The 23,720-nt window shown below is 51.1% G+C and carries 25 protein-coding genes and 2 tRNA genes; 8 read left to right on the forward strand and 19 right to left on the reverse strand.

Features of this window, described 5'->3' with window-relative positions; all coding sequences use genetic code 11:
- Positions 1–12 precede the first annotated feature (12 nt).
- The 11 genes from MPL1_RS08305 to MPL1_RS08355 form a co-directional block, all read right to left on the reverse strand.
- Entirely contained in the window at positions 13–453 is a 441-nt protein-coding gene (locus MPL1_RS08305) for a DUF1841 family protein (RefSeq protein ID WP_327036645.1), read from the reverse strand.
- On the reverse strand, positions 440–1,087 hold the full coding sequence (gene nth / locus MPL1_RS08310) for an endonuclease III (RefSeq protein ID WP_009726681.1): 648 nt from the start codon (positions 1,085–1,087) through the stop codon (positions 440–442). The genes MPL1_RS08305 and nth overlap by 14 nt, the downstream gene beginning before the upstream one ends.
- A 2-nt stretch (positions 1,088–1,089) precedes the next feature.
- Complete coding sequence (locus tag MPL1_RS08315; protein ID WP_009726682.1) at positions 1,090–1,773, reverse strand: electron transport complex subunit E; 684 nt, start codon at positions 1,771–1,773, stop codon at positions 1,090–1,092.
- Positions 1,773–2,411 (reverse strand): electron transport complex subunit RsxG, encoded by a 639-nt coding sequence (gene rsxG / locus MPL1_RS08320; RefSeq protein WP_009726683.1) that lies wholly within the window; start codon positions 2,409–2,411, stop codon positions 1,773–1,775. The genes MPL1_RS08315 and rsxG overlap by 1 nt, the downstream gene beginning before the upstream one ends.
- Positions 2,412–3,440, reverse strand: coding sequence for an electron transport complex subunit RsxD (rsxD, locus tag MPL1_RS08325; RefSeq protein WP_009726684.1), 1,029 nt, complete (start codon positions 3,438–3,440; stop codon positions 2,412–2,414).
- Between the two features lie 5 nt (positions 3,441–3,445).
- On the reverse strand, positions 3,446–4,981 hold the full coding sequence (rsxC, locus tag MPL1_RS08330; protein ID WP_009726685.1) for an electron transport complex subunit RsxC: 1,536 nt from the start codon (positions 4,979–4,981) through the stop codon (positions 3,446–3,448).
- The gene (gene rsxB, locus MPL1_RS08335) at positions 4,978–5,547 is read right to left on the reverse strand and encodes an electron transport complex subunit RsxB (RefSeq protein ID WP_009726686.1); all 570 of its coding nucleotides are present in this window, start codon (positions 5,545–5,547) and stop codon (positions 4,978–4,980) included. The genes rsxC and rsxB overlap by 4 nt, the downstream gene beginning before the upstream one ends.
- A gap of 3 nt (positions 5,548–5,550) precedes the next feature.
- A complete protein-coding gene (rsxA, locus tag MPL1_RS08340; RefSeq protein WP_009726687.1) occupies positions 5,551–6,132 on the reverse strand; it encodes an electron transport complex subunit RsxA in 582 nt (193 codons plus the stop codon).
- A gap of 202 nt (positions 6,133–6,334) precedes the next feature.
- Positions 6,335–7,399 carry a 3-deoxy-7-phosphoheptulonate synthase gene (locus MPL1_RS08345; RefSeq protein ID WP_009726688.1) on the reverse strand — a complete coding sequence of 355 codons (1,065 nt, stop codon included), beginning with the start codon at positions 7,397–7,399 and terminating at the stop codon, positions 6,335–6,337.
- A gap of 96 nt (positions 7,400–7,495) precedes the next feature.
- Positions 7,496–7,966 carry a low molecular weight protein-tyrosine-phosphatase gene (locus MPL1_RS08350; RefSeq protein WP_009726689.1) on the reverse strand — a complete coding sequence of 157 codons (471 nt, stop codon included), beginning with the start codon at positions 7,964–7,966 and terminating at the stop codon, positions 7,496–7,498.
- 35 nt (positions 7,967–8,001) lie between these two features.
- Positions 8,002–8,886, reverse strand: a complete 885-nt coding sequence (locus tag MPL1_RS08355) for a fructosamine kinase family protein (RefSeq protein ID WP_009726690.1) — start codon at positions 8,884–8,886, stop codon at positions 8,002–8,004.
- A 133-nt stretch (positions 8,887–9,019) separates the two neighbouring features.
- On the opposite strand from MPL1_RS08355, the gene rpiA reads away from it, so the two are divergent.
- Positions 9,020–9,718, forward strand: coding sequence for a ribose-5-phosphate isomerase RpiA (rpiA, locus tag MPL1_RS08360; RefSeq protein WP_009726691.1), 699 nt, complete (start codon positions 9,020–9,022; stop codon positions 9,716–9,718).
- 31 nt (positions 9,719–9,749) lie between these two features.
- On the opposite strand, the gene MPL1_RS08365 is transcribed toward rpiA, so the two are convergent.
- Positions 9,750–10,262, reverse strand: a complete 513-nt coding sequence (locus tag MPL1_RS08365) for a peroxiredoxin (RefSeq protein WP_009726692.1) — start codon at positions 10,260–10,262, stop codon at positions 9,750–9,752.
- A gap of 156 nt (positions 10,263–10,418) precedes the next feature.
- On the opposite strand from MPL1_RS08365, the gene MPL1_RS08370 reads away from it, so the two are divergent.
- Positions 10,419–11,429: a Gfo/Idh/MocA family protein gene (locus tag MPL1_RS08370; protein WP_009726693.1), complete on the forward strand. Its 1,011-nt coding sequence runs from the start codon at positions 10,419–10,421 to the stop codon at positions 11,427–11,429.
- On the forward strand, positions 11,422–11,751 hold the full coding sequence (locus MPL1_RS08375) for a hypothetical protein (RefSeq protein WP_009726694.1): 330 nt from the start codon (positions 11,422–11,424) through the stop codon (positions 11,749–11,751). Before MPL1_RS08370 ends, MPL1_RS08375 begins: the two co-directional genes overlap by 8 nt.
- Here MPL1_RS08375 and MPL1_RS08380 read toward each other — a convergent pair.
- From MPL1_RS08380 to mfd, 7 genes are all read right to left on the reverse strand, one after another.
- On the reverse strand, positions 11,732–11,938 hold the full coding sequence (locus MPL1_RS08380) for a DUF2905 domain-containing protein (protein ID WP_009726695.1): 207 nt from the start codon (positions 11,936–11,938) through the stop codon (positions 11,732–11,734). The two genes, MPL1_RS08375 and MPL1_RS08380, sit on opposite strands and share 20 nt — an antisense overlap.
- A gap of 30 nt (positions 11,939–11,968) precedes the next feature.
- A complete protein-coding gene (locus tag MPL1_RS08385) occupies positions 11,969–12,685 on the reverse strand; it encodes an SIMPL domain-containing protein (protein WP_009726696.1) in 717 nt (238 codons plus the stop codon).
- A gap of 23 nt (positions 12,686–12,708) precedes the next feature.
- A complete protein-coding gene (locus MPL1_RS08390) occupies positions 12,709–13,707 on the reverse strand; it encodes an alpha-L-glutamate ligase-like protein (RefSeq protein ID WP_009726697.1) in 999 nt (332 codons plus the stop codon).
- A complete protein-coding gene (locus MPL1_RS08395) occupies positions 13,704–15,215 on the reverse strand; it encodes an inactive transglutaminase family protein (protein ID WP_009726698.1) in 1,512 nt (503 codons plus the stop codon). Before MPL1_RS08395 ends, MPL1_RS08390 begins: the two co-directional genes overlap by 4 nt.
- Positions 15,216–15,229: 14 nt before the next feature.
- Positions 15,230–16,051 carry an ATP-dependent zinc protease family protein gene (locus MPL1_RS08400; protein ID WP_009726699.1) on the reverse strand — a complete coding sequence of 274 codons (822 nt, stop codon included), beginning with the start codon at positions 16,049–16,051 and terminating at the stop codon, positions 15,230–15,232.
- Positions 16,052–16,128: 77 nt separating this feature from the next.
- Positions 16,129–16,890, reverse strand: a complete 762-nt coding sequence (locus MPL1_RS08405; protein ID WP_009726700.1) for a methyltransferase domain-containing protein — start codon at positions 16,888–16,890, stop codon at positions 16,129–16,131.
- Positions 16,887–20,351, reverse strand: coding sequence for a transcription-repair coupling factor (gene mfd / locus MPL1_RS08410; RefSeq protein WP_040577030.1), 3,465 nt, complete (start codon positions 20,349–20,351; stop codon positions 16,887–16,889). The genes MPL1_RS08405 and mfd overlap by 4 nt, the downstream gene beginning before the upstream one ends.
- A 163-nt stretch (positions 20,352–20,514) precedes the next feature.
- Between mfd and MPL1_RS08415 the strand changes: the two genes are divergently transcribed.
- The 5 genes from MPL1_RS08415 to MPL1_RS08435 all read left to right on the forward strand — a co-directional run bounded on the left by MPL1_RS08415 (position 20,515) and on the right by MPL1_RS08435 (position 23,515).
- Positions 20,515–20,727, forward strand: a complete 213-nt coding sequence (locus MPL1_RS08415; protein WP_009726702.1) for a hypothetical protein — start codon at positions 20,515–20,517, stop codon at positions 20,725–20,727.
- 77 nt (positions 20,728–20,804) lie between these two features.
- On the forward strand, positions 20,805–22,649 hold the full coding sequence (gene uvrC / locus MPL1_RS08420) for an excinuclease ABC subunit UvrC (RefSeq protein WP_009726703.1): 1,845 nt from the start codon (positions 20,805–20,807) through the stop codon (positions 22,647–22,649).
- A 49-nt stretch (positions 22,650–22,698) separates the two neighbouring features.
- A complete protein-coding gene (gene pgsA / locus MPL1_RS08425) occupies positions 22,699–23,256 on the forward strand; it encodes a CDP-diacylglycerol--glycerol-3-phosphate 3-phosphatidyltransferase (RefSeq protein WP_009726704.1) in 558 nt (185 codons plus the stop codon).
- A gap of 38 nt (positions 23,257–23,294) precedes the next feature.
- A tRNA-Gly gene (locus MPL1_RS08430) sits at positions 23,295–23,370 on the forward strand.
- A gap of 71 nt (positions 23,371–23,441) precedes the next feature.
- Positions 23,442–23,515: transfer RNA gene (locus tag MPL1_RS08435), tRNA-Cys, on the forward strand.
- Positions 23,516–23,720: the final 205 nt, after the last annotated feature.

Here is a 23,720-nt window from a genome sequence, read left to right on the forward strand (position 1 = left end):
GTGGTGAAGCTTTCAGCGTTGCTTGGACAATTGCCTCAGGCGATCCAGATAAGCAATCTCATCCGGCGCTGTTTGATCACGTTGTGCCTGCCAGAGCGTTTCTGCCAGACAGTCTATCATCTGGTGCATAATCTGATGTTCATCGGTCGTCTTAGCCAGCAGCTCCTGATAACAACGACGAATGCCGACAGGGCGATCTGTCATGATTTGTTCCTGCAGAGCGATATGCAGGCCCATATGCAAGTAGGGATTGGTGTGCCCGAGTTCTGGCGGAAACTCCTGAGAGGATTCTTCGGCGCTGCCCAGCAGTGCGTGATATTCGGGATGTAATTGAATAACGCTGGCAATTTGTTGTTCCAGCGGCGTCATTGATGGAGCGTCATTTTGCATTTTTTGCCAGACCAGATGATAGGCCTGACGAAGCTGATGTCGATCCTGATTAAACATGGTCATGTTTGTGACGACGTTTGTAGTCATCACAACAGGCGGTGACCACACATTTGTCGCAATGCGGTTTTCTGGCGGTACAGACATAACGACCATGCAAAATCAGCCAGTGATGCGCATCAAGTTTGAATTCGTCGGGCACTACCTTCATCAGCTTGTCTTCGACCGCGCGAACGGTCTTGCCTTTAGCCAGCCCGGTTCGATTTGCCAGTCGAAAAATATGAGTGTCAACGGCGATGACAGGCTGCTTGAAAACGGTATTCAAAATGACATTGGCCGTTTTGCGGCCAACACCGGGCAGTGATTCCAGTGCTTCTCTGTCTGCGGGCACTTCGCCTTGATAGTTATCAAGCAGAATCTGGCAGGTTTTAATGACATTCTCGGCCTTGCTGTTAAACAGGCCGATGGTTTTGATGTAGCTTTTCAGCCCATCAAGCCCCAGATCAAGGATCTGCTGCGGCGTGTTGGCGACCGGATAGAGTTTATCAGTGGCTTTGTTGACACCCACATCAGTCGCTTGCGCTGAGAGAATCACCGCAATCAGTAACTCAAACGGTGATTGATAGTTCAGCTCTGTTGTTGGCGCAGGGTTTTGTGCACGAAGGGCAGCAAAAAAGGCCTGCCTTTGCTGCTGATTCATAATCAGGCGGTCGCGGCTTCGGTTGCGGCCTTGCTGACTTTGGCCTGACGACGATTGACACGTGCATCAATGGTATTTTTCAAGGCAACGATCAAACCCAGACCGATAAAAGCACCTGGCGGCAACATAGCCATCAGAAAGCCACGATAGTCTTCAAAAATAACAATCTGAAAGCCACGCGCTGCTTCGCCAAACATCAATTCGGCCTGACTGAGCAGGGTTCCCTGACCGATCAGTTCACGCATGCCTCCAAGCAACACCAGTACCGCAGTAAAGCCAATACCCATCATGAAACCATCTACCAGCGACGGAGCTACCGGGTTACGTGAAGCATAGGCTTCAGCACGACCAATGATGGCGCAGTTGGTGACGATCAGCGGAATGAAAATGCCGAGAATAAGATATAGCTCGTGAAACCACGCACTCATAGAGAGCTCGATGATAGTCACGATGGAGGCGATAACCATGACAAACACCGGCAAGCGCGCTTCATCAGGAATATGATTACGTAGCAGTGAAATCAAGCCGTTTGATGCCACCAGTGTCAGGATAGTTGCCAGTCCCAGCCCCAGTCCGTTAATCATGGTGTTGGTGACGGCCAGCAATGGACATAACCCCAACAGTTGAACCAGTGCAGGATTGTTTTTCCAAAGACCTTCGTAGCTGAGTTGTCGATAGACGCTCATCAAGCTGGCTCCTCATGAATCATGAACAAACGGTCGCGATGTTCCTGAAAGTAAATCAGGGCTTGCTGTACAGCGCCCACTACCGCGCGTGGCGTGATGGTTGCCCCGGTGAACTGATCAAAACTGCCACCATCGCGTTTGACCTTCCAGCGAACTGCTGGCGGGTTTTCCAGAGACAGTCCTGAGAATTGCAAAATCCAGTCATCGCGCCGCTCATCAATTTTGTCTCCAAGTCCTGGTGTTTCTTTATGTGCTATCACGCGAACACCAGACACGGTGCCATCATAGTAAATGCCGACCAGCATATGGATGGAACCACTATAGCCATTAGGGGCTACCACATTTAAAACTGCGGCAACCGGAGTCTCGTCGAGGCGGGCACGGTACACCGTTGTGGCCTCGGTGGTGCCAAGTGCGGCTGTGGCAGGCAAGGTGAGTGTATCGGTCAGAATGTCGTTATCGAAGCTCTGTTCAGGCACTACCGCAGCAATAGCACGCAAAGTCGCCTGACGTTGATTTTCAACGATACGCTCACGAGTTTGTGTTTCTGTTAAGGCCACCAGCACCGTAGCTGTGATAGCAAAAATCGCCAGTAGCAGTCCGACACGCAGCGCCGGGTTTTCGGGCAGTCGTATCATCTATCTGGCTCCGTAAACACGCGGCTGGGTGTAGTAATCAATCAGCGGCACCAGCATGTTCATCAAAATTACCGCAAAAGCAACGCCATCTGGGTAGCCGCCCCAGACCCGAATAACAAAGGTCAGCAAGCCAACGCCGGCACCGAAGATCAAGCGTCCTTTGAGTGTGGTCGATCCCGAGACCGGATCCGTAGCGATGAAAAACGCGCCGATCATCGTGGCTCCACTGAACAGATGGAACATTGGCGTTCCGGTCAGATCAGGTGCTATCAGCTGAAAAATACCGCTAATGACAAACAGTGTGCCGATCATGGCCACAGGCACATGCCAGCTGATCACTCGCTTGTAGATCAGGTAAATACCGCCAAGCAGAAACCAGAAGTTCACCCATTCCCAGCCTTTGCCGCTGAACATGCCAAAAAGTGGCTGATTCATGATGACTTCGGGTGGCCTGAATTGGCTGATTTGGGTTTTCATGGCATCCAGCGGAGTCGCGCCGGACAGGGTATCCAGCGTCAGTGCTCCGGGTAACTGTCCAGTGAACACGTAGCTGATTGCCATCAGTAGATCAACAGGTTGCTGCGACATACTGGCGACCGGCAACCAGGTGGTCATCTCGACTGGAAATGACAACAGCAACAGCACATAACCGACCATTGCCGGATTAAAAGGGTTGTAGCCCAGTCCGCCGTATAGATGTTTGGCAAAGACAATGGCAAAAACCACACCCACAGTGGTCAACCACCACGGTGACAATGGAGGGATTGCCAGCGCCAGTAATACGGCGGTTACCACGGCACTTCCGTCACTGAGGAAAGGTTTGACCGGGCGCTCCCTGATTCTCAGCATCAGGGCTTCAGTTGCCAGCGCTACGGCTACCGCCAGCGTAATATTGACCAGCACGCCATAGCCGAAGAAATAGACCATGGCGACAACTGCAGGGACCAGCGCCAGCAATACCTGCATCATTTGCAATGTGACGTGATTGGCACCCGCCAGGTAAGGTGGACTCAGCCGGAATATCGACATTGTGATCAGTTATCCTCTTTGACAGCGGCGGTTTCGGTCGTCGATTCCGTCTCTGTGTTTTCAGCTTTTTTCTGTGCTGCCTTACTTGCCGCCAGAGCTGCCTTGCGTTGTTTTTGGCGTTCTTCTTTTTCCAGGCGCTCACGCTCCTGACGCGCCAGGCGGTTTTCATGGCGTTCGCGTGCAATATCCGATTTCCGGCGTTCGCGTTCCTGATTCATGATTTCCGTTTTGGCAAAGCGGAAATATGACACCAGTGGAATTTTGCTCGGACAGACATAATCACAGCAGCCGCACTCAATGCAGTCGAACAAGTTGTATTCTTCGGTTTTGTCGAATTCTTTTGACCGTGAATACCAATACAACTGTTGTGGTAACAGGCTGGCCGGGCAAGCGGCTGCACATTCACCACAGCGAATGCAGGGCAGTGGCTGACTGGCAATTGCCACATCATCAACACCCACCAGAATGCAATTGCTGGTTTTGGTAATGGGTAAATCGTCACCGGACAGGTTATAGCCCATCATCGGGCCACCCATGATAAACGGCTCGTCCGGCTGTCTCTTGGTTTCACAGAACTCAAGTAATTCACGGATCGGAGTGCCAAACAGGGTTTCAAAGTTACCGGCATGAGTGACATCGGTGCCGGTGACGGTCACGATCCGCGACAGCAGTGGTTCACCATGTCGGATGGCACGACCTACCGCATAGGCTGTCGCTGGATTGTGGCAAACAATGCCTATATCAATCGGCAGGCCCTTACTAGGTACCTGTTTGCCAGTGACGACCTGAATCAGCTGTTTCTCACCGCCCGTTGGATATTTGGTCGGAATAATCACAATGCGGGTGGTTTCGCTCAGTGCCTTGTTGGCGGTCAAAGCGAAGCGCATTGCCGAGATTGACTCAGGTTTGTTGTCTTCAATAGCGATGACACATTCCTTGGCTCGCAAGGCAAACATCATGATTTCAATGCCTTCGATGATGCCTGCGGCACGTTCCCGCATGATCATGTCATCACAGGTGATGTATGGCTCACATTCGGCGCCGTTAATCAGCAGTGTCTCAACGTGATGTCGCACCCCCGGGTTGAGTTTGATAAAACTCGGAAAACCCGCGCCGCCCAGCCCTACAATGCCTGCTTCGCGAACGCGCTGACGAATTTCATGTGAGGACAAACTGCGGAAGTCCAGCACAGGGTCGCGTTCGATCCAGCGATCTTCGCCATCGGTTTCGATCATGATGCAAGGTGCGGTCAAGCCCGATGGATGTGGCACCTGATGGTCGGCAATTGCTCTGATAACGCCAGAAGTAGGCGCATGCAGACATACCGAGACATGGCCTTCGGCACGTGCGACTCTCTGACCTTTCAGGACTTTTTCGCCAACTTCAACGATAGGTACCGCAGCCTCACCGATATGTTGCTGTAACGGCAGAATCAGGCGTTTGCTGATCGGCATTCTGCGAATCGGCATTTGTGTGGAACGTTTTTTGTGGCCGGGCAGTTTCAGGCCACCCGGGAATGACCCCAGTTGCTGCTGTGTCATGCCTGCTCTTCCTCAATTTTTTCCTGTACGGTGATGTGTTCCGGATCCGGCCAGCGCCAGGTGGTCGGGCTTGGCGTGGTTCGAACCATGTCGATACAGTCGACCGGGCAAGGAGCCACACACAGTTCACAGCCGGTGCACTCATCAGCAATTACCGTGTGCATGTGTTTTGCGGCGCCCAGAATGGCATCTACAGGGCAAGCCTGAATACACAGGGTGCAACCAATGCAGCGGGCTTCATCAATGACAGCCAGCATTTTGGGTTTTTCAGCACCAACTTCTTCGTCGAGTGGTTTGGGTTCGACATCCAGTAAGTCGGCCAGTGCCAGAATGGTGGCTTCACCGCCTGGTGGGCAACGGTTGATATCGGCTTCACCAGCTGCGATTGCCTCGGCGTATGGGCGGCAACCGGCATAGCTGCATTGACCACACTGGGTTTGCGGCAGCAGTTTGTCGATTTGTTCGACAATCGGGTCACCTTCAACCTTGAATTTGACAGAAGCATAGCCAAGCAGCAGGCCAAAAATGAGCGCAAGCAGAGTCAGTGCGAGAATAGCGGTCAACATGGCTTATACCTTGATGAGACCGGCAAAGCCCATAAACGCCATGGACATCAGACCCGCAGTTACCAGACCGATAGCTGCACCTTGAAACGGTGTCGGAACATCAGCTGCAGCCAGGCGTTCACGCATTGCAGCAAAGATGACCAGCACCAGTGAAAAACCAATCGCTGCGCCAAAACCGTAGACGGCTGATTCGAGGAAACCATGTTGTTCCTGCACATTAAGCAGGGCGACACCAAGCACTGCGCAGTTGGTCGTGATCAGCGGCAGAAAGATACCCAGTACCTGATAGAGCATCGGACTGGTTTTGTGAACCACCATTTCGGTAAATTGAACGACCACCGCGATCACAAAGATAAAGCTGATGGTTCTGAGAAATTCAATACCCAGTGGACTCAACAAAAACTCATTGATGAGGTAGCTGCTGATTGACGAAAGCGTCAACACAAAAGTGGTTGCCAGCGCCATACCCATGGCGGTTTCCAACTTGCGAGAAACGCCCATGAACGGGCACAAGCCAAGGAACTTCACCAGAACGATGTTGTTCACCAGGATAGTGCTGATCAGTATCAGGGCGTAGTCTGTCATTCAATAACCTACTGTTTTTCTCAGGAATTTATTTTGGCAAGATCTTAGCCTTGCCTCGGCCAGAGTTTTAATGAGCAATTATAGCTCAACACTGGCTGCTTAAGTAAGTGATTGTGCGCTTTGAAACTTTTTCCGAGGGCCAACAGGCCTTACCGGGCAAGCTTGGACTGAAGCTGATTGAAAAATATCCCGACCAGGGATACTAAAGACCCGTTTTGAGTCTTCTACTACGAACGGCGGCCGCCAGCTCGTTCAGTAATACATCAGTGTTGTCCCAGGCCATGCAGGCATCGGTAATGCTTTGTCCGTAAACCAGAGGCTTGCCTGCTTCTGCATTTTGTCTACCGGCGACCAGATGGCTTTCCAGCATGACCCCGATGATACGACTCTCACCTTCGCCGATTTGACGGCCCACAGCTCGACAAACGTCTTCCTGTTGCAGATGGTTTTTACCGCTATTGGCATGACTGCAATCGACCATGATGCGCACAGACTGACCGCTGCGTCCGATAACTTCGGCAGCTTCGTTGATACTTTCTGCGTCGTAATTCGGTGTTCTGCCACCTCGAAGAATCACATGACAATCATCGTTGCCAGTGGTTGAGAAGATGGCTGAGTGACCCGCCTTGGTCAGAGACATGAAATGGTGTGGCTTGGAAGCTGACAGACAGGCATCCACCGCTATTTGCAGGCCGCCGTCGGTTGCATTTTTGAAGCCGACCGGGCAGGACAGACCAGAAGCCAGCTCTCGATGCGCCTGACTTTCAGTGGTTCTGGCGCCAATAGCACCCCAGGAGATCAGGTCTGAAATATACTGAGGGCTGATTAGATCCAGATATTCTGTGCCTGCAGGAATCCCCATCTCTGCCAAATCCAGCAACAGCCTGCGTGCAATGTGCAGACCATCGTTGATTTTGAAACTACCATCGAGATAAGGGTCGTTGATCAGACCTTTCCAGCCCACCACGGAGCGTGGTTTTTCGAAATACACCCGCATGATGATGCATAGATCATCCTTGAGTGCTTCCATTACTGGTTTGAGTCGGCTTGCATACTCACGAGCCGCTTTGGGATCGTGAATAGAGCAGGGGCCTACAATGACAACCAGTCGATCATCACGATGATGCAGAATCTCCTTGATCGCATGGCGAGCATTGAACACTGTCTCAGAAGCCTGATCAGTGATAGGCAGCTCTTGATGCAGCTGTGCGGGTGGAATGACTTCCTGTATGCCAGTGATCCGCAAATCATCAGTGCTGTAACGCATGACCGTCCCAATTATCAATATCGAATAAAAAATAGCCCGATAGTTTACCCTTTTGGCGAAGCGGGCGCTATCAGAGACAGTGAGGCTTGTTTGAGCTTACTTCAAGACTGACTGATGAAATCCTTCCGAGGCATCCCTGACCAGATCAAACACATGCTCAAAACCATTCTGACCACCGTAATAGGGATCCGGCACATCGGTTTCGTGACGATCAGGGGCAAAATCAAGAAACAGCTTTACCTTATGCTGGTGTTCGCTGGGGCAGGCATTCAATAGAATACTGAGATTGTCACTGTCCATTGCCAGGATGTGATCAAACTCATCAAAATCACTTTGTTTGAACTTGCGTGCACGGATGAAAGATAAATCCACTCCGCGTTGACGTGCCGTATGCTGGGCTCTGGCATCAGGCGGTTCTCCGACGTGGTAGGCATGCGTGCCTGCAGAATCGACATGAAACCGTTCTGCTGTGCCCAGATCCTTGATCAAATTGACAAAAACACCTTCAGCAGTGGGCGAACGACAAATATTACCCATGCAGACAAAAAGTACCTTGATTTGGCTCATTAAAATCTAACCTCTTAGTTTTAACCCAGTGTGCTTTAACCCAGTTCAGCCAATAGCTGTGCGATCATCGATTCGGCTTGTCCCAGATAGCCGCCGCCGAACAGATTGACGTGATTGATAATGTGATAAAGATTATAAAGTGTTTTACGGCTTTGATAGCCTGCATCAAGCGGATAATGACTCTGATAGGCGGATCTGAAATCACCACCAAATCCGCCAAAAAGCTCGGTCATCGCAATATCAGTCTCGCGGTCGCCGTAATAACATGCCGGGTCAAAAATCACCGGGTTTCCCTTTGCATCAGCCGCGGCATTACCGCCCCATAAATCACCATGCAGCAATGACGGCTGTGGTTGATAGCCGACAAAAAATTTCGGCAGTTCCTCAATCAGCCGTTGCCCCTGATCACGCAAACGCCCACCAAATCCCTTGCCAGCAGCTAATTGTAACTGCTTGCCCAGACGGTGTTGCTGCCAGAAACTGACCCAGTCATGTTCCTGTGTGTTGATCTGTGGTGTGCTGCCAATGGTGTTGTTGATGTGCCAGCCGAAAAAAGGCTGTGCGATAGCGTGAAGCGCTGCTAATTGTTCGCCGAGTTGGGCTGAGGCGGCACCTCGCAGACTGCCCAGCTCGATATATTCAAGCACCAGATAGCTGTGTTGGTGATTGCTGCCGTGGCAGATAACTTCCGGCACTTTGACACAATGTTGTCCGGCCATTTCAGTTAAGCCCATGGCTTCTGCTTCAAACATGTCTGCCAGATGGGGTGAATTGACTTTAACAAACAGATCGACATCATCACTTTGCAGTCGGTAGGCGCTGTTGATGCAGCCACCGCCGATACTGCTAATTCGCTCTGGCACGAAGTCGTTACCGATGACCTCTGAAATATGTTGAGTGATGGCATTCAAGTCAGTCATAAGCATTTCCTGTCTCAATGGAGGGCACGGCTACCGAAATATCATACTGCCATTGCATTGCCAGCATTTTTCAGTGCTCGTTTAAGTGTTAAGCTTGGTTTTTATTGTGCCAGCAGGTCGGAGGAGACTGTCAATGTCTACAGAAATCCACAACCCCGCGATGAATCCCAAACAGAGAGTTGCCGAACATGCCGCGAGTTTTATCGAAAACGGCATGATTGTTGGGCTTGGAACAGGCTCAACGGCAAATTTTTTTATAGATGTATTGGCGCTGCGCCAGCAGCAAGGACTGGAAATTCAAACCACAGCAAGTTCTGCAATCAGTGCTATCAGAGCACGGCAGGCGGGTTTGACGGTGTTGGCCATCGAACAGTTGAGTCATTTAGATGTATACGTCGATGGCGCTGATGAAGTCACTGACGATTTGCAGTTGCTGAAAGGGCGAGGCCAGGATCTGGTGGCTGAAAAACTCTTGGCCAGTCATGCGAACAGTTTTTTTGTGCTGGTTGACGAATCCAAGATGGTCACGCAGATTGGTCAGCAATATGCCATTCCCATCGAAGTGTTGCCTAACGCTTGGCAACTGGTCATGCAATCATTGCAACAACAAGGGGCCAGTGGTGAACTGAGGCGAAACAGTGCAGGTGATAATGTGGCCGTGACAGCGGCGGGTAATCTGGTGCTGGATATGCGTTTTGCTGACATTGATACCGCCGGATTGAATCACCTGCTGGATACGCATCCGGGCATTGTCGAGCATGGCATATTTCACGATCTGGCCAGTGCGGTGTTTATCGCAGACTCATCCGGGGTGCGCGAAAGCTGGCGGTAAAGCCGGTGCGTTTGCACCGGCTTGCCAAGGTCTATCGTTTCAATTCGTCAAGAATAGTCTCAGCGCTGGACTTGCCGAACTCTCCAGATCCTTCCACGCCCAGATATTTGACAACGCCATTGTCAACGATCATCGCAAATCGGAAGGCCCGAACGCCCATCCCGCCGCCTGTTAAATCCCGGTCAAGCCCCATTGCCTTAACAAATTCGGCGCTGCCATCGGCAAGCATTCGAACTTTGCCATCAACGCCTACATGTTTGCCCCAGGCCGCCATGACAAAGGCATCATTGACGGCGAGACAGCAGATTTCATCAGCGCCCGCTGCCTTGATGGCATCAGCATGTTTGATAAAGCCTGGTAAGTGTTGAGCAGAGCACAGTGGTGTAAAGGCACCTGGAACGGCAAAGATCACAATCTTTTTGCCTTTGGTTAATTCAGAAACCTCTACCGGTTGTGGGCTTAATGGACAGCCCGTGTCGCTATCAAACTCGTGACACTCCGCAAGTTTTGCTTCAGGCAATTTTTGTCCAACTTCGATAGTCATAGTGAGCTCCTTTACACGGCCAATGGTCAAACACCAAGCATAAGGCAAACAGTCGTTTATAAAAACACTGTAATCACGTGGTTATGGCAATTTGGCGCTTTATCGTCAGAGCCTTTATGATGACGCTCTGTGTTTTTGACAAGTCAGGGGTGAAGCATGTCCAAACAAATCCGCTGGGGAATTCTTGGTGCTGCCAGAGTCAATGAGCGTCTTTTGCCTGCCATTTTGCAAGCAGAAAACGCCGAGCTGGTAGCAATCGCCAGTAGAAGACCGGGAGCCGCAGCCGAGTTGTTGCAGTCGCTTGCACCTGACCGTACCGATATCACCGCTTTGGATGATCCGCTGGCATTGCTGATGAGAGAGGACATTGATGCCGTGTATCTGCCAATGGCCAACGAGGAACATGCGCACTGGGCTTTGCGAGCTATCAAGGCCAACAAACATGTGTTGATAGAAAAACCGATGGCGCTCACGGTGACTGATATTGACGCTATTCAGGCACTGGCCGACAAGGCCAATGTTAAAGTCATGGAAGGCTTTATGTACCGTTTTCATCCTCAACACGAGGCGGTACAGCAGATCATCGACAGCGGTGCTATCGGTGATGTCAGAATGGTCAGAACCTGTTTTTCCTTTCCGATGAAAGCGGCGCGGATGTATCGGATTTTCAGAGATATCGCCAATGGCGGCGGCGCGATGTGGGACATTGGACCCTATGCAATACACACGGCTCGACTGTGGTTTGACAGGGAACCTGAGTCCGTGATGGCCATGGCAAAACTCAATGAGCATGGTGCGGATGTGAGTCTGGCTGGCATGTTTGATTTTTCTGATGGGCGCTATGCTCAGTTTGAAATCAGCTTTGAACATGCAAGGCGCAGCGAATACGAAATTATCGGTACGCTGGGCGGCATCAAATGCAACATTGTCTGGCAGCACGCCGCTGATAAGCCGGTGATTTCCTGGTGGACCGATGCCGGACAACAGGAACAGCTGGAATTAGCCGCAGCCGATCATTTTGTGCTGGAGATTGAACATTTCTCGAACTGCATTTTGAATGACACAGCCCCCTTGCTCAGCCTTGCAGATGCCAGAGCCAACTGCGCTGCCATTGAAGCTGCATTAAAGTCGGTGGCCGAAGGGCAACGGATCAGTATCGATGGCTAACGGCTCAAACTCTAAAGTCCGTCAGATGCTCGGGCAATGGCAACGACGCTGGCAGAAAAGCCAGACCGGCAATATCCTGGCTCGATTACTGGCCTGGGTCATTCTGGGTATCGCCATGTTGATGAGTCTGTTTTTGTTGATATTTCTTCTGATGATCAGCTGGTTGCTGATCCCGGTGATGATTTACCGCGCACGCCGACGCGCTGCCGCGATGCAAAGTGGGTTTAACTCCCGACAAGCGCATAGCAGGGCCCATGTGATAGAAGGAGAAGTCGTGCACAGAGAACAAACTGACAGGGATGTTAACCGCGGAAAATATTGATTATCAGGCTCAGCAGCACACTGACGATCACCATCGAGGTCAACGGAATGAAAGTTCGACCTCGCTCGGTTTCAATATTGACATCACCGGGCAGTTTGCCAAACCAGCTAAACAACCAGGGGGCAAAGTGCCAGAGAACGCCTGCCGCTACCAACACACAACCAAGTAAAATTAGCGTTTTGGCCATGTTTTGAATCGCTTCATGTTGGGTAGGCCCTCAGTCTGACAGATAGTATTCGATGGTAGAAACCACCCGGATACGTTTGATATGCGGATTGTTATTGTCGCGGGCGGTAATGCTGAACTGGCCTTGTGAAGCGGTCTTGATTTTACCCAGATGACTGCTGGAATCTTCAGCAAACTTTTCTGCCACTTCTCGGGCATTACGCGTGGCTTCTTCGATCATGTCAGGTTTGATGTCATTAAGTCTGGTGAACAAATATTCTGTCTGACTCATGTAGTTGTCACCTGAAAACACCAGTCCCTGCTTGCCAAGTTCAGACAGTTCCCCCATGACGGCACGAACCGTATCAATCGCATCGGAATATACAGTCACGGTCTGCGTTGCTGAGTAACGGTATTCGGAACGCCCTGAGCCATATTGTTGAGCTAACTTGTCGGTGATTGCCGGGGCATTGACGGAGATTTGCTGAGGATCGATGCCTTTTTCAATCAGGAATCTGCGGATTTGTTCTGTGCCAATATCCAGCGAGCGATACAAGGCGCCAAGATCATTATTGGCTTCGGTGAAGGTGAGCGGCCATATGACCACATCAGCAGGCATTTCCCGTTCGGAAAGCCCTTTGACAGTGACGGTGCGTTCGAATTGACGATACTCGATAGCCGCTTTGCCAAGCAGATGGCCTAAACCAATCAAACCAAGAAATATGCCGAGTGCCAACACCGCAAATTGATGTTTTGTCATATTGGTCATGTTGGCTCCTCCGGATGCTTGAGTCAGTTTCGCTCTGAAAAGTGCTCCCGAGCATACTCGACACGTTGGCTGGGTGTCATTCGATTTTTTTTGCCGAGTGCTTCAATTTGACGCAGTCTTGGCAATAATCCTCGACCATTTGCCATCTGAATGGTCAAACCGGGACGTGCATTCAGTTCCAGCAACATTGGTCCCTGAAAACGATCCAGCACCACGTCAGTACCGAGGTAACCCAGTCCGGACATTTCATAACAGGACACTGACAATTCCAGCAAGGTTTGCCAGTGCGGTACTTTCAAATTCATCAGATTGAGACCGGTGTCAGGATGCAACAGAATCGGCTTGTCGAACTGAACAGCTCGCAGCGCGTGACCATCGCCGATATCCAGGCCGACACCCACAGCCCCTTGGTGCAAGTTAGCCTTGCCATTGGAATCCGAGGTGGATAGTCGCATCATGGCCATCACTGGAAAGCCCTGAAACACGATCACGCGAGTATCAGGTACGCCTTCGTAACTGAAACCGCTAAAGCAATCGTCAAAATTAATCAGTGCTTCGATAATCGCAACGTCTGCCTTACCGCCCAGAGAGAATAACCCGGCCAGTATGTTGGTGACATGGCGTTCCAAATCGCCGATACCGGCAATCGAACCGTTAGAACGGTGATAACCTCCATCATCCTGGCCGGTAATGACCAAAATGCCTTTGCCGCCTGAACCATTGGCAGGTTTGATACAAAAGCCGGCGCAATCGGCAACGATTCCTGCAAGATCGCGAACTTCATGTTGTTCACGAATGACGCCAATCAGTTCGGGCACCGTGACACCTGCTTCCAGAGCGATCTGCTTGGTCTTGAGCTTGTCATCTACCAGTGGAAACAAGCGTCTTGGGTTATAGCGGCTGATGTAGGAGATATTACGCCGGTTCATGCCCAACACACCCATGCGCGAGAGTCTGCCCGGATGTGCGTAGCGCTCGGCCAGTCGTTGCCACCAACTTTGTTTTTCGATGACTTCGCTCACTTGTGATCATCTCGCAGCATCGGACGGAAGCGTTTCAGTTCCAGCAGGCGATAGCCGGTATAGTTACCAATGAGCATCACCAGTGCCATCAGCATCAACTGAATACCGAGGAAGTTGAAGGTGAGATGGCGAATAACGTCATTATTCATAGCAAGGAAAGCCACAATCGCCACCAGTAATGATCCGCCACCTTGCACCAGAACTTCATGAGGGCCTTCTTCCTCCCAGAGAATTGACATGCGCTCAATGGTCCAGGCGAGAATGATCATCGGGAAGAAAGTGATTTTCATGCCCTCGGTCAGACCGAACTGGTACGCCATAATGGAGAATATGGCGATCATGCCTATGACGATAATAATCACCGCGGATATTCGGGCAACCAGTAGCAGGTTCAGGTAGGAGAGATAGGAACGCAGCAGCAGACCGGTACCAACGATCAATAAAAAGCCAATCAGGCCGGTGATCAGACTGGTTTGAATAAATGCCAGGGCAATCAGCACCGGCATAAAAGTGCCGGAAGTCTTGATACCAATCAGAATGCGCATCAACACTACCATCAGCACGCCCACCGGGATCAGCAGAATGTTTTTGAACAGGGCCTGTTCTTCCAGCGGCAAGCTATATAGCGAGAAGTTGAGTAACTGATTATCAGCAAACTTCTGGCTCAGTGCGATGTTAAATGGCTGCTCCTGTTGAATCATCGAAAAACTGACATTGGAATTGCTGCCGCCCATCAGTTCAAGAATAGGCCCAGAGTGATATTGCCAGAGCAGCAGGTTGTGCGGTTGTCCCTGCGCGCCGGTTTCAGGGTTGAATAACTCGTAGTCCTCACCGTCGAAGACTTGAATGTACTCCGTGAGTTGCTGACGTCTGCGACCATCTTCCAGAAACAGGCCATGTACCCGTCTGGCAGGCACGCCGGCTTGTTGAAGTAGCTGAACCGTCCACATCGATTTGCTTTTTTGCTGTGCGAGTAACTCGGCTTTTTGTCGTTGATTGCCAAATTCGGCAATCAGTTCGCGTGCCAGTGTGTAAGGCGTCGCCGATCGCTCAATTGCTCTTTCGAGAATTTGGTTAGCTGCAGTGGCAAACGGTTCTTGTTCTACATTGACTCGAATGGCCGGAGGGCGCACGGGTAGCGATGGGATGGCATAGGGGTCGACCAGCATATCGACACGGTAATAAAGCTGTTGATTGCCCTCGGCTCGTCGGATTGACCATTCTGCACGCATGGCACCATCACGCTCAACAAAGGACAAGCCATAGCCTGGACTTGCTGCCGTTTGATTGAGCTGGGTGAACCCCTGCTGTGTTGAGGGAATCGCCAATGAGGCCAATACTTCCTCACCCTGTGCAACAAAATCCACTCTGGCCTCAATTGACCAGGTTTGACGTTGCTCCCCCGGCAGCCAGGGGATGTCAAAAGTCATATGTCGGTGTATCGACAGGGCAGTACCGACAAGAAACAACAAGCCGACCAGCAAATAAAACGGGAAACGCGACGCCATCAATGACTCCGGAATTAATCAACTTCAGGCGCAGATTTTGCCGGTGCCTGTTCAACATTTTCGAGTGGCTGTGGTTTGGGTTGAGCAAGTTTTTTGGCAACATCAACTACTGCGATATCACGAATAAACTCACGTCCCAACAAAATCGGATAAGTCAGGTGACTTCGATCAGTCAGCGTGAATTCTGCCCGCTCGGTCAGTTCACCGATGCGAATTGTCAGGCTGACAACCGGACGACGATCCGTACCATCAGCTGAGGATTGACGGATTTTTGCATAGCGAACCAACGGTGCTTCGATGTCATAACTGGCATCGGATTCTTCTTCGGGCAAAATTGAAAAACGGACCCAGTTTTTGCCGTCACGCTCGGTGACCACGATGTCTCTGGCATGCATGGATGATGTTGTGGCGCCAGTATCCACACGCGCTTTGAATACCCGGTTGAGCGTTTCGACCCAAATCCATTCCACCTCACCCAGCACGACTTTGTCACCCAGTTTTGGCGGTGGTGGCGGTGGACATTGTTGAGGCTCTTGCGGAGCCATCATAATGATTGGTTCTGGTGGAGTGTCCAGTCGTTCGTTGATAAGCTGAATCTGCTCCAGAATTTGTTGCTGATCCAGTTGTAGCGCCAGCACGCCAGTGGCTTGACGTTCAGCTGTTTGTTCAATCGCCGCGCATTGTTCAGCGATACTGGCGGTCAGGCGCTGTTCAGAGTCGGCAACGGTAGACTCGACTTCTTCAATGGTAAGAACAGGACGCGTCTCAGTTTGTTGGACGCAAGCAGAGAGCAGGCCGCTGAACAGCAGCACTAATGGCAAGGTTTTTTTATCCATGACTTCCTTTAGATTCAGGTGGTGGATAAGCAATTAATCGCAAAGTTTAGCAAATCCGGTGATGCTTGTATGGTCGTTTATGGCCGTTTGAGTAACAGGTGAATGTATCGTCCCATGTCACGATAGACCGGCATTCTGCAAAAACGTGCCTCAAGTGCGAAAATCTGTTCTGGATCACTGTTTTTCAAGGCGTCCTGATTCAGATAGTCATGAAACACCCTGACACCGCTATGAGCCTCCACTTCAAGACCCATTTGTCCGATAAATTCCATGACTTCATGGGGATACAGTGGATTGGGAGGACTCAGCTTGTGACCTTTACCGATGTATTCATCGTCAAGTATTGGTTGCAGCCGCCAACCGCCTCTCAATACATTCTGATAGACCATGGCATTGCGGTTGTAGAACAACAAGGACAGGTAACCACCGTGTTTTACTCGTTCGGCAATCTGTGCAAGACCCTCATAGGGTGCTACCAGCCATTCCAGAACGGCATGGCACAGTACCAGATCAAAGGGACCTTCATTGCTCGACAGTTGTTGTAACGATTGATGCAGAAAACGGGCGGGTAATTGTGCCTGTTGAAATGATTCACGCGCGATGTCCAGCATCCTGGCTGAAATGTCCGAGCAGGTGATTTGATGACCTTGCTCAGCCAGCCACAGACTGATCTGCGCCTGACCACAGCCAGCATCCCAGACATCAAGCGTTTGGCTGGCGGTGACCGCAGACAAGTCCTGTTTAAGTATTTTCAGACGCCACTCGCCCTTGGCCGTGTCGTAGATTCGCGTCGAAAAGCGTTCTGTCAGATCGTCGAAATTACGATCTTCACTGCTCATGACTGGCTGCTCAGCAAGGTATCCAACAGTTGATCCAGTGTCTGAATGCGGTCACTGGCTTCTGGCATGAATTCGGTGAAGCGCAGTTTGTCTTGTCCATCCAGTTTGAATTTGGCAGGTTGTTGCTGAATTAGCTGAATAATCGTCATCGGATCGATATTGGGCGACTCTTCGAAGATAATCCGGCCACCTTGTTCGTAGACATCAATTTTGCGAATCCCTGCGGCCTTGGCCTTGAGACGCAATTCATGCACAGCAAAAAGCGTCTTCACCTGCTCGGGCAGCAAGCCAAACCTGTCGACCATTTCCACTTGCAGATCGTAGAGGGATTCTTGGTCCGGCGCGGCCGAGATGCGTTTATAAAGCACCAGCCGGGTATGGACATCTGGTAAGTAATCCGAGGGGATCAGTGCCGGAGTGTGCAAATCGATTTCGATAAAGTGACGCTGGCTGTCGAGGTCAGGCGTCTTGCCCATGCGTAATGCGGTGACTGCGCGCTCGAGTAATTCGTTGTAGAGCGTAAAGCCAATCTCTTGCATCTGACCGCTTTGCTCATCACCCAGTAACTCGCCAGCGCCACGAATTTCCATATCATGAGTGGCCAGAGTGAAACCTGTGCCCAAATCTTCAATTGATTCGATGGCTTCCAGTCGTTTCACGGCATCCTGCGTCATGGAGTTATGCGGCGGAACCAGCAGATAAGCATAAGCGCGATGGTGAGAACGTCCGACCCGACCTCGGATTTGATAGAGCTGCGCCAGACCGAGTTTGTCTGCCCGGTCGATAAAAATGGTATTGGCACTCGGTACATCAATGCCGGTTTCGATAATCGTGGTACACACCAGCACATTAAAGCGTTGATGATAGAAGTCGAGCATCACCTGTTCCAGCTGACGTTCGCGCATTTGACCATGGGCAACAGCGACCTTGGCTTCAGGCATTAACAGCTCGATTTCTCTGGCCACTCGCTCGATATCATCGACCTTGTTGTGCAGGAAATACACCTGGCCGCCACGTTTGATCTCACGCAGCATGCCTTCACGGACTCGCTCTGCATCCCACTGTAAAACAAAGGTCTTGATTGCCAATCGACGTGCCGGTGCCGTGGCGATGATCGACAGATCACGAATACCGGAAATTGACATATTGAGCGTGCGCGGAATCGGCGTGGCGGTGAGTGTCAGCACGTCGATTTGGCTACGATACTTTTTCAGTTGCTCTTTCTGAGTGACACCAAAGCGGTGCTCTTCATCAAGAATAAACAAGCCCAGTCGTTTCGGTTGAATGTCCTGTTGCAGCAGTTTGTGAGTGCCGATGATGATATCCGCTTGGCCTTCGCTGATAGCAGCTTTGACGGTATCCAATTGTTTCTTTGAACGAAAACGCGACAACACTTCAACACGAACCGGCCAATCGGCGAAACGATCCTTGAAGTTTTCGTAATGCTGCTGTGCCAGCAAGGTGGTGGGTACCAGCACCATGACCTGCTTGCCTGACTGCACTGCCAAAAACGCAGCACGCATCGCGACCTCTGTTTTGCCAAAGCCGACATCGCCACAGACCAGTCGATCCATGGGTTTGTCGGATTGCATGTCGGCGATAACAGCATCAATCGCGTCTTGCTGATCGGGTGTGGTTTCAAATGGAAAGGCTTCAGAAAAGGCCTGATATTGCTCATCTGGTGCTGCGACAGGTGGTTTTTTGTTGGCAGCACGCTTGGCATAAATATCCAGCAGTTCGGCCGCAACATCACGGGCTTTTTCGGCCGCTCTGCGACGTGCTTTTTCCCACTGACCACTGCCCAGTTTGTGCAGGGGCGCCAATTCAGGAGCGGCACCACTGTATCGACTGATCAGATCCAGCGAGGCCACCGGCACATAGAGTTTGTCTTTGTTGGCATATTCCAGCGTGACATATTCAGCGGTCACGTCACCCACATCCAGTGTCTGCAAGCCGAGATACCGACCGACACCGTGATCTTCATGGACTACAGCAGCCCCGATGGTCAACTCTGCCAGGTTGCGAATGATGGCATCACTGTCGCGTTTTTTGCGTTGACGTTGCCGACGCTGCATCGCCTGTTGACCAAACAACTGGGTTTCTGCGATGACGGCAATTTGATGTTGCTCACTGACCAGGCCCTGTTCTACCGGGGCGACGGTAATTGCCAGTGGGCTGTTGTCATCAAGAAAAGCCTGCCAGTTATCGACCTGCTTGACGGTGATTTGCTGACGACGCAGCAAATCAAGCAGGGTTTCCCGGCGTCCGGCAGATTCGGCAGCAAACAGAATTCGACCTTTGAATCCATCGATAAAACTTTCCAGCGCTGCGCAGGGTTTGTCCTGACGGGAGTTGATGGTCAGTGGCGGCGGGGCAATGGTCTGATAGTTGTGATGACCCTGTGACTCGCTGAGTTGAAAGTTCTGACAATGCAGCTGTGCAAAGGATTTGAACTGGTTGAACAGCTCTGGAACAGCGATGAACATTTTTTCTGGGGGTAGCAGCGGCCGCTCTGGATCTACCTTGTGCTGTCGATAACGTTCGCTGATTTCGGTCCAGAATATTTCAGCAGCATCGTGTGGCTGGTTAATGGGTATCAGCAGGCTGTTATCCGGTAGATAATCCAGCAAACATGAGGTTTCTTCAAAAAACAGTGGCAGATAATATTCAATGCCGCCGGGCAGATTGCCAGCGCTGACTTCGCGATAAATCAGGCTGCGTTGAGGATCGCCATCAAATTGCAGGCCGAACTGGCGTCGAAACAGGCTGATGCTTTTTTCATCAAGTGGAAATTCTCTGGCGGGTAATAACTCAACGTCATCGATGCTCTCGTTAGAGCGTTGACTTTCAGGGTCAAAGGTTCTCAGTGTGTCGATTTCATCATCAAACAGATCAATGCGATAGGGTTGTTTAGCCCCCATCGGGAACATGTCGATGATGGCACCACGCACAGCAAACTCACCGTGCTCCATGACTTGAGAGACGCTACGGTAACCGGCTTTTTCCAGTCTGAGGCGCCACTGTTCGATATCAAACTGTTCGCCGGTTTGCAGCCTGAGTGTGCTGCCTTCCAGAAATGAGGCGGGGGCAATGCGATGCATTAGCGTCGCGATCGGCACTAATAATATGCCTCGGCGAAATGTCGGCAGCTGATGCAGCGTTTGCAGACGCTCGGAAATGATGTCCTGGTGCGGTGAAAAGTTGTCGTAGGGCAGCGTTTCCCAGTCAGGAAAGTGCAATATCGGCAGTGAACTATCGGCAAGATAGAAGCGGATTTCAGTTTCCAGCCGCTGTGCCGTCGCCATATCGGCGGTGATGACCAGCAGCGGTCCTTCGTGTTGTACGGCAGCATTTGCCAATAACAAACCCTGGGCACTGCCGTAAAGCTGTCCAGCATGACGATGGCTTTTGGCGGAGACGGGTAGTTTGGGTTTGAACAGGTCGGCGCTGTTTGAGGGCATGATGTTGTCAGAAAAAATCACTATTTTCCCACAAAACCGGGCTGACAGACATGCCTAGTCATCAATCAGCTTCAGCGCAGAAAGACTCAGGGTTTTTTTAATAATACCCATACAAAAATAGCGGATAGTGCTATAGTCAAATTTTTTGCAAGGGCGCAGGGAAATGGCAGTTAAAAGAACCGAAAACGTCGTCTTGCTCAAAGTTATCGGAACTTGTGAGCTTTTGGTGGCATTGGCGATGTTTTATTTCTATGGCGACAAGATGCCTGCCGTGATTGGCGGTGTCATTCTGCTTGGTTTGGCAGGCAACAGTTTCTATCAGGCGCATAAGTGCTATCAGAATCAATACTCACCCAAGCGGAATGACGATGCATGACATTGATGCTTGAGTGACTTTAGCTTTGCAGTCATGATCTGTAGCCTCAACACCTTACTAATCATCGACTGCAAGCAATGTCTGATAATCCGCAAGTCACACAACCGCCCTTTGATGCGGCTGAATATCTCAAAACGCTGACCAGCCGTCCCGGTGTCTATCAGATGATTGATGCCGAGGGTGTGGTGCTCTACGTCGGCAAGGCAAAAAATCTCAAAAAACGCGTCTCCAGCTATTTCAGAAAAACCGGACTGACCTCAAAAACCACCGTGATGGTGGCGCAGATAGCCGCCATTGAAACCACGGTCACACACACCGAAAACGAAGCCTTGATTCTGGAAAACAACCTGATCAAGGCCTTGATGCCACGCTATAACATCCTGCTGCGTGATGACAAAAGCTACCCATATCTACTTATTTCAGCGGATGCCTTTCCGCGCCTGAGTGTGCATCGTGGCGCCAAACGGGTGCCGGGAAAATATTTTGGCCCTTATCCCAGTGCAGGTGCGGTGCGAGAGAGTCTAAGTCTGCTGCAAAAGCTTTTCCCGGTGCGTCAATGTGAAGACAGTTATTATCAGAATCGCAGCCGACCTTGCCTGCAGTATCAGATCAAACGCTGTACAGCACCTTGTGTGGGATTGATTTCTGCCGAGGACTATCAAAAAGACGTTCAACACACGGTGATGTTTCTGGAAGGCAAGAATCAGCAGGTGATGGATGAACTCAGTCAACAGATGCAGGAAGCTTCTGTCGCTTTGAAGTTTGAACAGGCGGCGGCCATTCGCGACAAGATCATCGCACTGCGCCGGGTTCAGGAAAGGCAATATGTCAGCAGCATGCAGGGCGATCTGGATGTGTTGGCCGCTATCGTGCGTGATGGCATGGCGGTGGTGGAAGTGTGTTTTATCCGTGGTGGACGCAATCTGGGCAGTAAAAGCTATTTCCCCAAAGGCTCTGCTGACAGCAGCCCGGAAGCGTTGCTGGCGGCATTTATTCCGCAATACTATCTGGGCAAGGATGTGCCGGCCGAGATACTGCTCAGCCATGAGGCTGACGATTTGAACCTGCTGCAATCTGTTTTGCAGAGTGAGTCTGGCCACAAGGTCAGTCTTCGCAAGCCACAGCGCGGTCATGCAACGCGCTGGTTAAAAATGGCGCTGACTAATGCCGATATCAGCCTGAGCCAGCGGCTGAGCAGTCGTGCGAATTTGCTGCAACGTTTTGAAGCGCTGCAAGAAGCGCTTGAGCTGGATGAACTGCCAAAACGACTTGAATGTTTTGACATCAGCCACACTCGAGGTGAGAAGACAGTGGCTTCATGTGTGGTGTTTGGGCTTGAGGGCGCTATTAAGAGCGACTATCGCAAGTTCAACATTGAGGGGATCACGCCTGGCGATGACTATGCCGCGATGAATCAAGCGCTCACGCGCCGCTTTACTCGTCTGCAAAATGGTGAAGGCAAACGCCCGGATTTATTACTGATTGATGGTGGTAAAGGCCAGATTCGTGAAGCTCAGGAAGTATTGGCAGAGCTGAATCTGAGTGATCTGCCGATTTTAGGCATTGCCAAGGGGCCGGAGCGCCGGCCTGGAGAAGAAACCCTGTTTCTGGTTGGCCGTGCGGGGGAGGTGACGCTGGCGGCGGATTCACCGGCATTGCATTTGTTACAGCAGGTGCGCGATGAGGCTCACCGATTTGCGATTACCGGTCACAGGCAACGGCGAGCCAAAGCCAGGCAGACTTCTTCTCTAGAGGATATTCCGGGGCTTGGGCCGAAACGACGTCAGAAGATTCTGCAACAATTCGGCGGTTTGCAGGAAGTCAAACGGGCAGGCGTCGAAGACCTTGCCAGAGTTGAGGGCATAAGCGAGTCACTGGCCAGAAAAATTTATGATGTTTTTCATGCTGATGCACCCCATTAACCGGCCAGGGTGCTAACATGAGGCCATCTTTCAGGATGAAGCGATACCCATGCTAAACGTGCCTAACTTACTCAGTCTGCTGAGAATTTTCTTGATTCCGGTGCTGATTCTTTTGTTTCTTCTGCCACACGACAGTGCCGCGTTCTGGGCAACGGTGATATTTCTGGTCGCCGCGGTCACCGATTGGTTCGATGGTTATTTGGCGCGCCGCCTGAATCAATCTTCACCTTTTGGAGCGTTTATCGACCCGGTTGCCGACAAACTGATTGTGGTGGTGGCCCTGATACTGATTCTGTTCAAAAATCCGCAGTGGCTGATCCTGTTGCCAATCATCGTGATTGTAGGCAGAGAAATTACCGTGTCTGCCCTGCGAGAGTGGATGGCAGAACTCGGTGCCAGAAATGTTGTGAAAGTTTCCAATATGGGTAAGTGGAAAACCACCTTTCAGATGATTGCCATCGCCTGCTTGATTTTCAGTGACAGCCTGTTCGGTTTGCCGGTGTTTGAGCTGGGATTGGTTCTACTTTACGTCGCTGCCATTCTGACTTTATGGTCTATGTTGATTTACCTCAGAGCTGCATGGCCGATGTTGATGGATAAGGGTTGACATTAAAATTTAACTGCCTATAATGCACGACTTCCTCAGCGGGAATAGCTCAGCTGGTAGAGCGCAACCTTGCCAAGGTTGAGGTCGCGAGTTCGAACCTCGTTTCCCGCTCCAGATACAAAAAAGCCGCGGTCAGTATGCGTTACTATCGCGGCTTTTTAGTCTCAAAACAGAGCACACACCCCGGCTGGGTGGCAGAGTGGTTATGCAGCGGACTGCAACTCCGTGTACGCCGGTTCGATTCCGACCCCAGCCTCCAATTAAAAATGCAATAAAATCAATACTTTAAAGCGCTTTCGGCGCTTTTTTTTATGCCCGGCATTTTTGACGTTTTAACCCCTCATTTCCACCCTTGCCACCCCAAAAAGGTGGAAAAACCACCCGGCAGCGGTCAGTAAACGCGTCTACGTCGGCGGCGGGTACAGATATGGCGACCAAGCCATTCCGGAATGGAAAGCTCAGAT

The organism is Methylophaga lonarensis MPL (assembly GCF_000349205.1).
GTDB classification, from domain to species: Bacteria; Pseudomonadota; Gammaproteobacteria; order Nitrosococcales; family Methylophagaceae; genus Methylophaga; species Methylophaga lonarensis.

What these genes read in the sequence shown, in the direction of transcription:
- MPL1_RS08400 (WP_009726699.1), bottom strand. Translation starts at nt 16,051, where the DNA reads ATGGATAAAAAAACCTTGCCATTAGTGCTGCTGTTCAGCGGCCTGCTC.
- uvrC (WP_009726703.1), top strand. Translation starts at nt 20,805, where the DNA reads ATGTCTGATAATCCGCAAGTCACACAACCGCCCTTTGATGCGGCTGAA.
- rsxC (WP_009726685.1), bottom strand. Translation starts at nt 4,981, where the DNA reads ATGACACAGCAGCAACTGGGGTCATTCCCGGGTGGCCTGAAACTGCCC.
- rsxD (WP_009726684.1), bottom strand. Translation starts at nt 3,440, where the DNA reads ATGTCGATATTCCGGCTGAGTCCACCTTACCTGGCGGGTGCCAATCAC.
- MPL1_RS08380 (WP_009726695.1), bottom strand. Translation starts at nt 11,938, where the DNA reads ATGGCCAAAACGCTAATTTTACTTGGTTGTGTGTTGGTAGCGGCAGGC.
- MPL1_RS08370 (WP_009726693.1), top strand. Translation starts at nt 10,419, where the DNA reads ATGTCCAAACAAATCCGCTGGGGAATTCTTGGTGCTGCCAGAGTCAAT.
- rsxG (WP_009726683.1), bottom strand. Translation starts at nt 2,411, where the DNA reads ATGATACGACTGCCCGAAAACCCGGCGCTGCGTGTCGGACTGCTACTG.
- MPL1_RS08395 (WP_009726698.1), bottom strand. Translation starts at nt 15,215, where the DNA reads ATGGCGTCGCGTTTCCCGTTTTATTTGCTGGTCGGCTTGTTGTTTCTT.
- MPL1_RS08365 (WP_009726692.1), bottom strand. Translation starts at nt 10,262, where the DNA reads ATGACTATCGAAGTTGGACAAAAATTGCCTGAAGCAAAACTTGCGGAG.
- MPL1_RS08375 (WP_009726694.1), top strand. Translation starts at nt 11,422, where the DNA reads ATGGCTAACGGCTCAAACTCTAAAGTCCGTCAGATGCTCGGGCAATGG.
- MPL1_RS08345 (WP_009726688.1), bottom strand. Translation starts at nt 7,399, where the DNA reads ATGCGTTACAGCACTGATGATTTGCGGATCACTGGCATACAGGAAGTC.
- MPL1_RS08405 (WP_009726700.1), bottom strand. Translation starts at nt 16,890, where the DNA reads ATGAGCAGTGAAGATCGTAATTTCGACGATCTGACAGAACGCTTTTCG.
- MPL1_RS08415 (WP_009726702.1), top strand. Translation starts at nt 20,515, where the DNA reads ATGGCAGTTAAAAGAACCGAAAACGTCGTCTTGCTCAAAGTTATCGGA.
- MPL1_RS08315 (WP_009726682.1), bottom strand. Translation starts at nt 1,773, where the DNA reads ATGAGCGTCTATCGACAACTCAGCTACGAAGGTCTTTGGAAAAACAAT.
- rsxB (WP_009726686.1), bottom strand. Translation starts at nt 5,547, where the DNA reads ATGTTGACCGCTATTCTCGCACTGACTCTGCTTGCGCTCATTTTTGGC.
- pgsA (WP_009726704.1), top strand. Translation starts at nt 22,699, where the DNA reads ATGCTAAACGTGCCTAACTTACTCAGTCTGCTGAGAATTTTCTTGATT.
- nth (WP_009726681.1), bottom strand. Translation starts at nt 1,087, where the DNA reads ATGAATCAGCAGCAAAGGCAGGCCTTTTTTGCTGCCCTTCGTGCACAA.
- rpiA (WP_009726691.1), top strand. Translation starts at nt 9,020, where the DNA reads ATGTCTACAGAAATCCACAACCCCGCGATGAATCCCAAACAGAGAGTT.
- mfd (WP_040577030.1), bottom strand. Translation starts at nt 20,351, where the DNA reads ATGCCCTCAAACAGCGCCGACCTGTTCAAACCCAAACTACCCGTCTCC.
- MPL1_RS08305 (WP_327036645.1), bottom strand. Translation starts at nt 453, where the DNA reads ATGACCATGTTTAATCAGGATCGACATCAGCTTCGTCAGGCCTATCAT.
- MPL1_RS08350 (WP_009726689.1), bottom strand. Translation starts at nt 7,966, where the DNA reads ATGAGCCAAATCAAGGTACTTTTTGTCTGCATGGGTAATATTTGTCGT.
- rsxA (WP_009726687.1), bottom strand. Translation starts at nt 6,132, where the DNA reads ATGACAGACTACGCCCTGATACTGATCAGCACTATCCTGGTGAACAAC.
- MPL1_RS08355 (WP_009726690.1), bottom strand. Translation starts at nt 8,886, where the DNA reads ATGACTGACTTGAATGCCATCACTCAACATATTTCAGAGGTCATCGGT.
- MPL1_RS08385 (WP_009726696.1), bottom strand. Translation starts at nt 12,685, where the DNA reads ATGACCAATATGACAAAACATCAATTTGCGGTGTTGGCACTCGGCATA.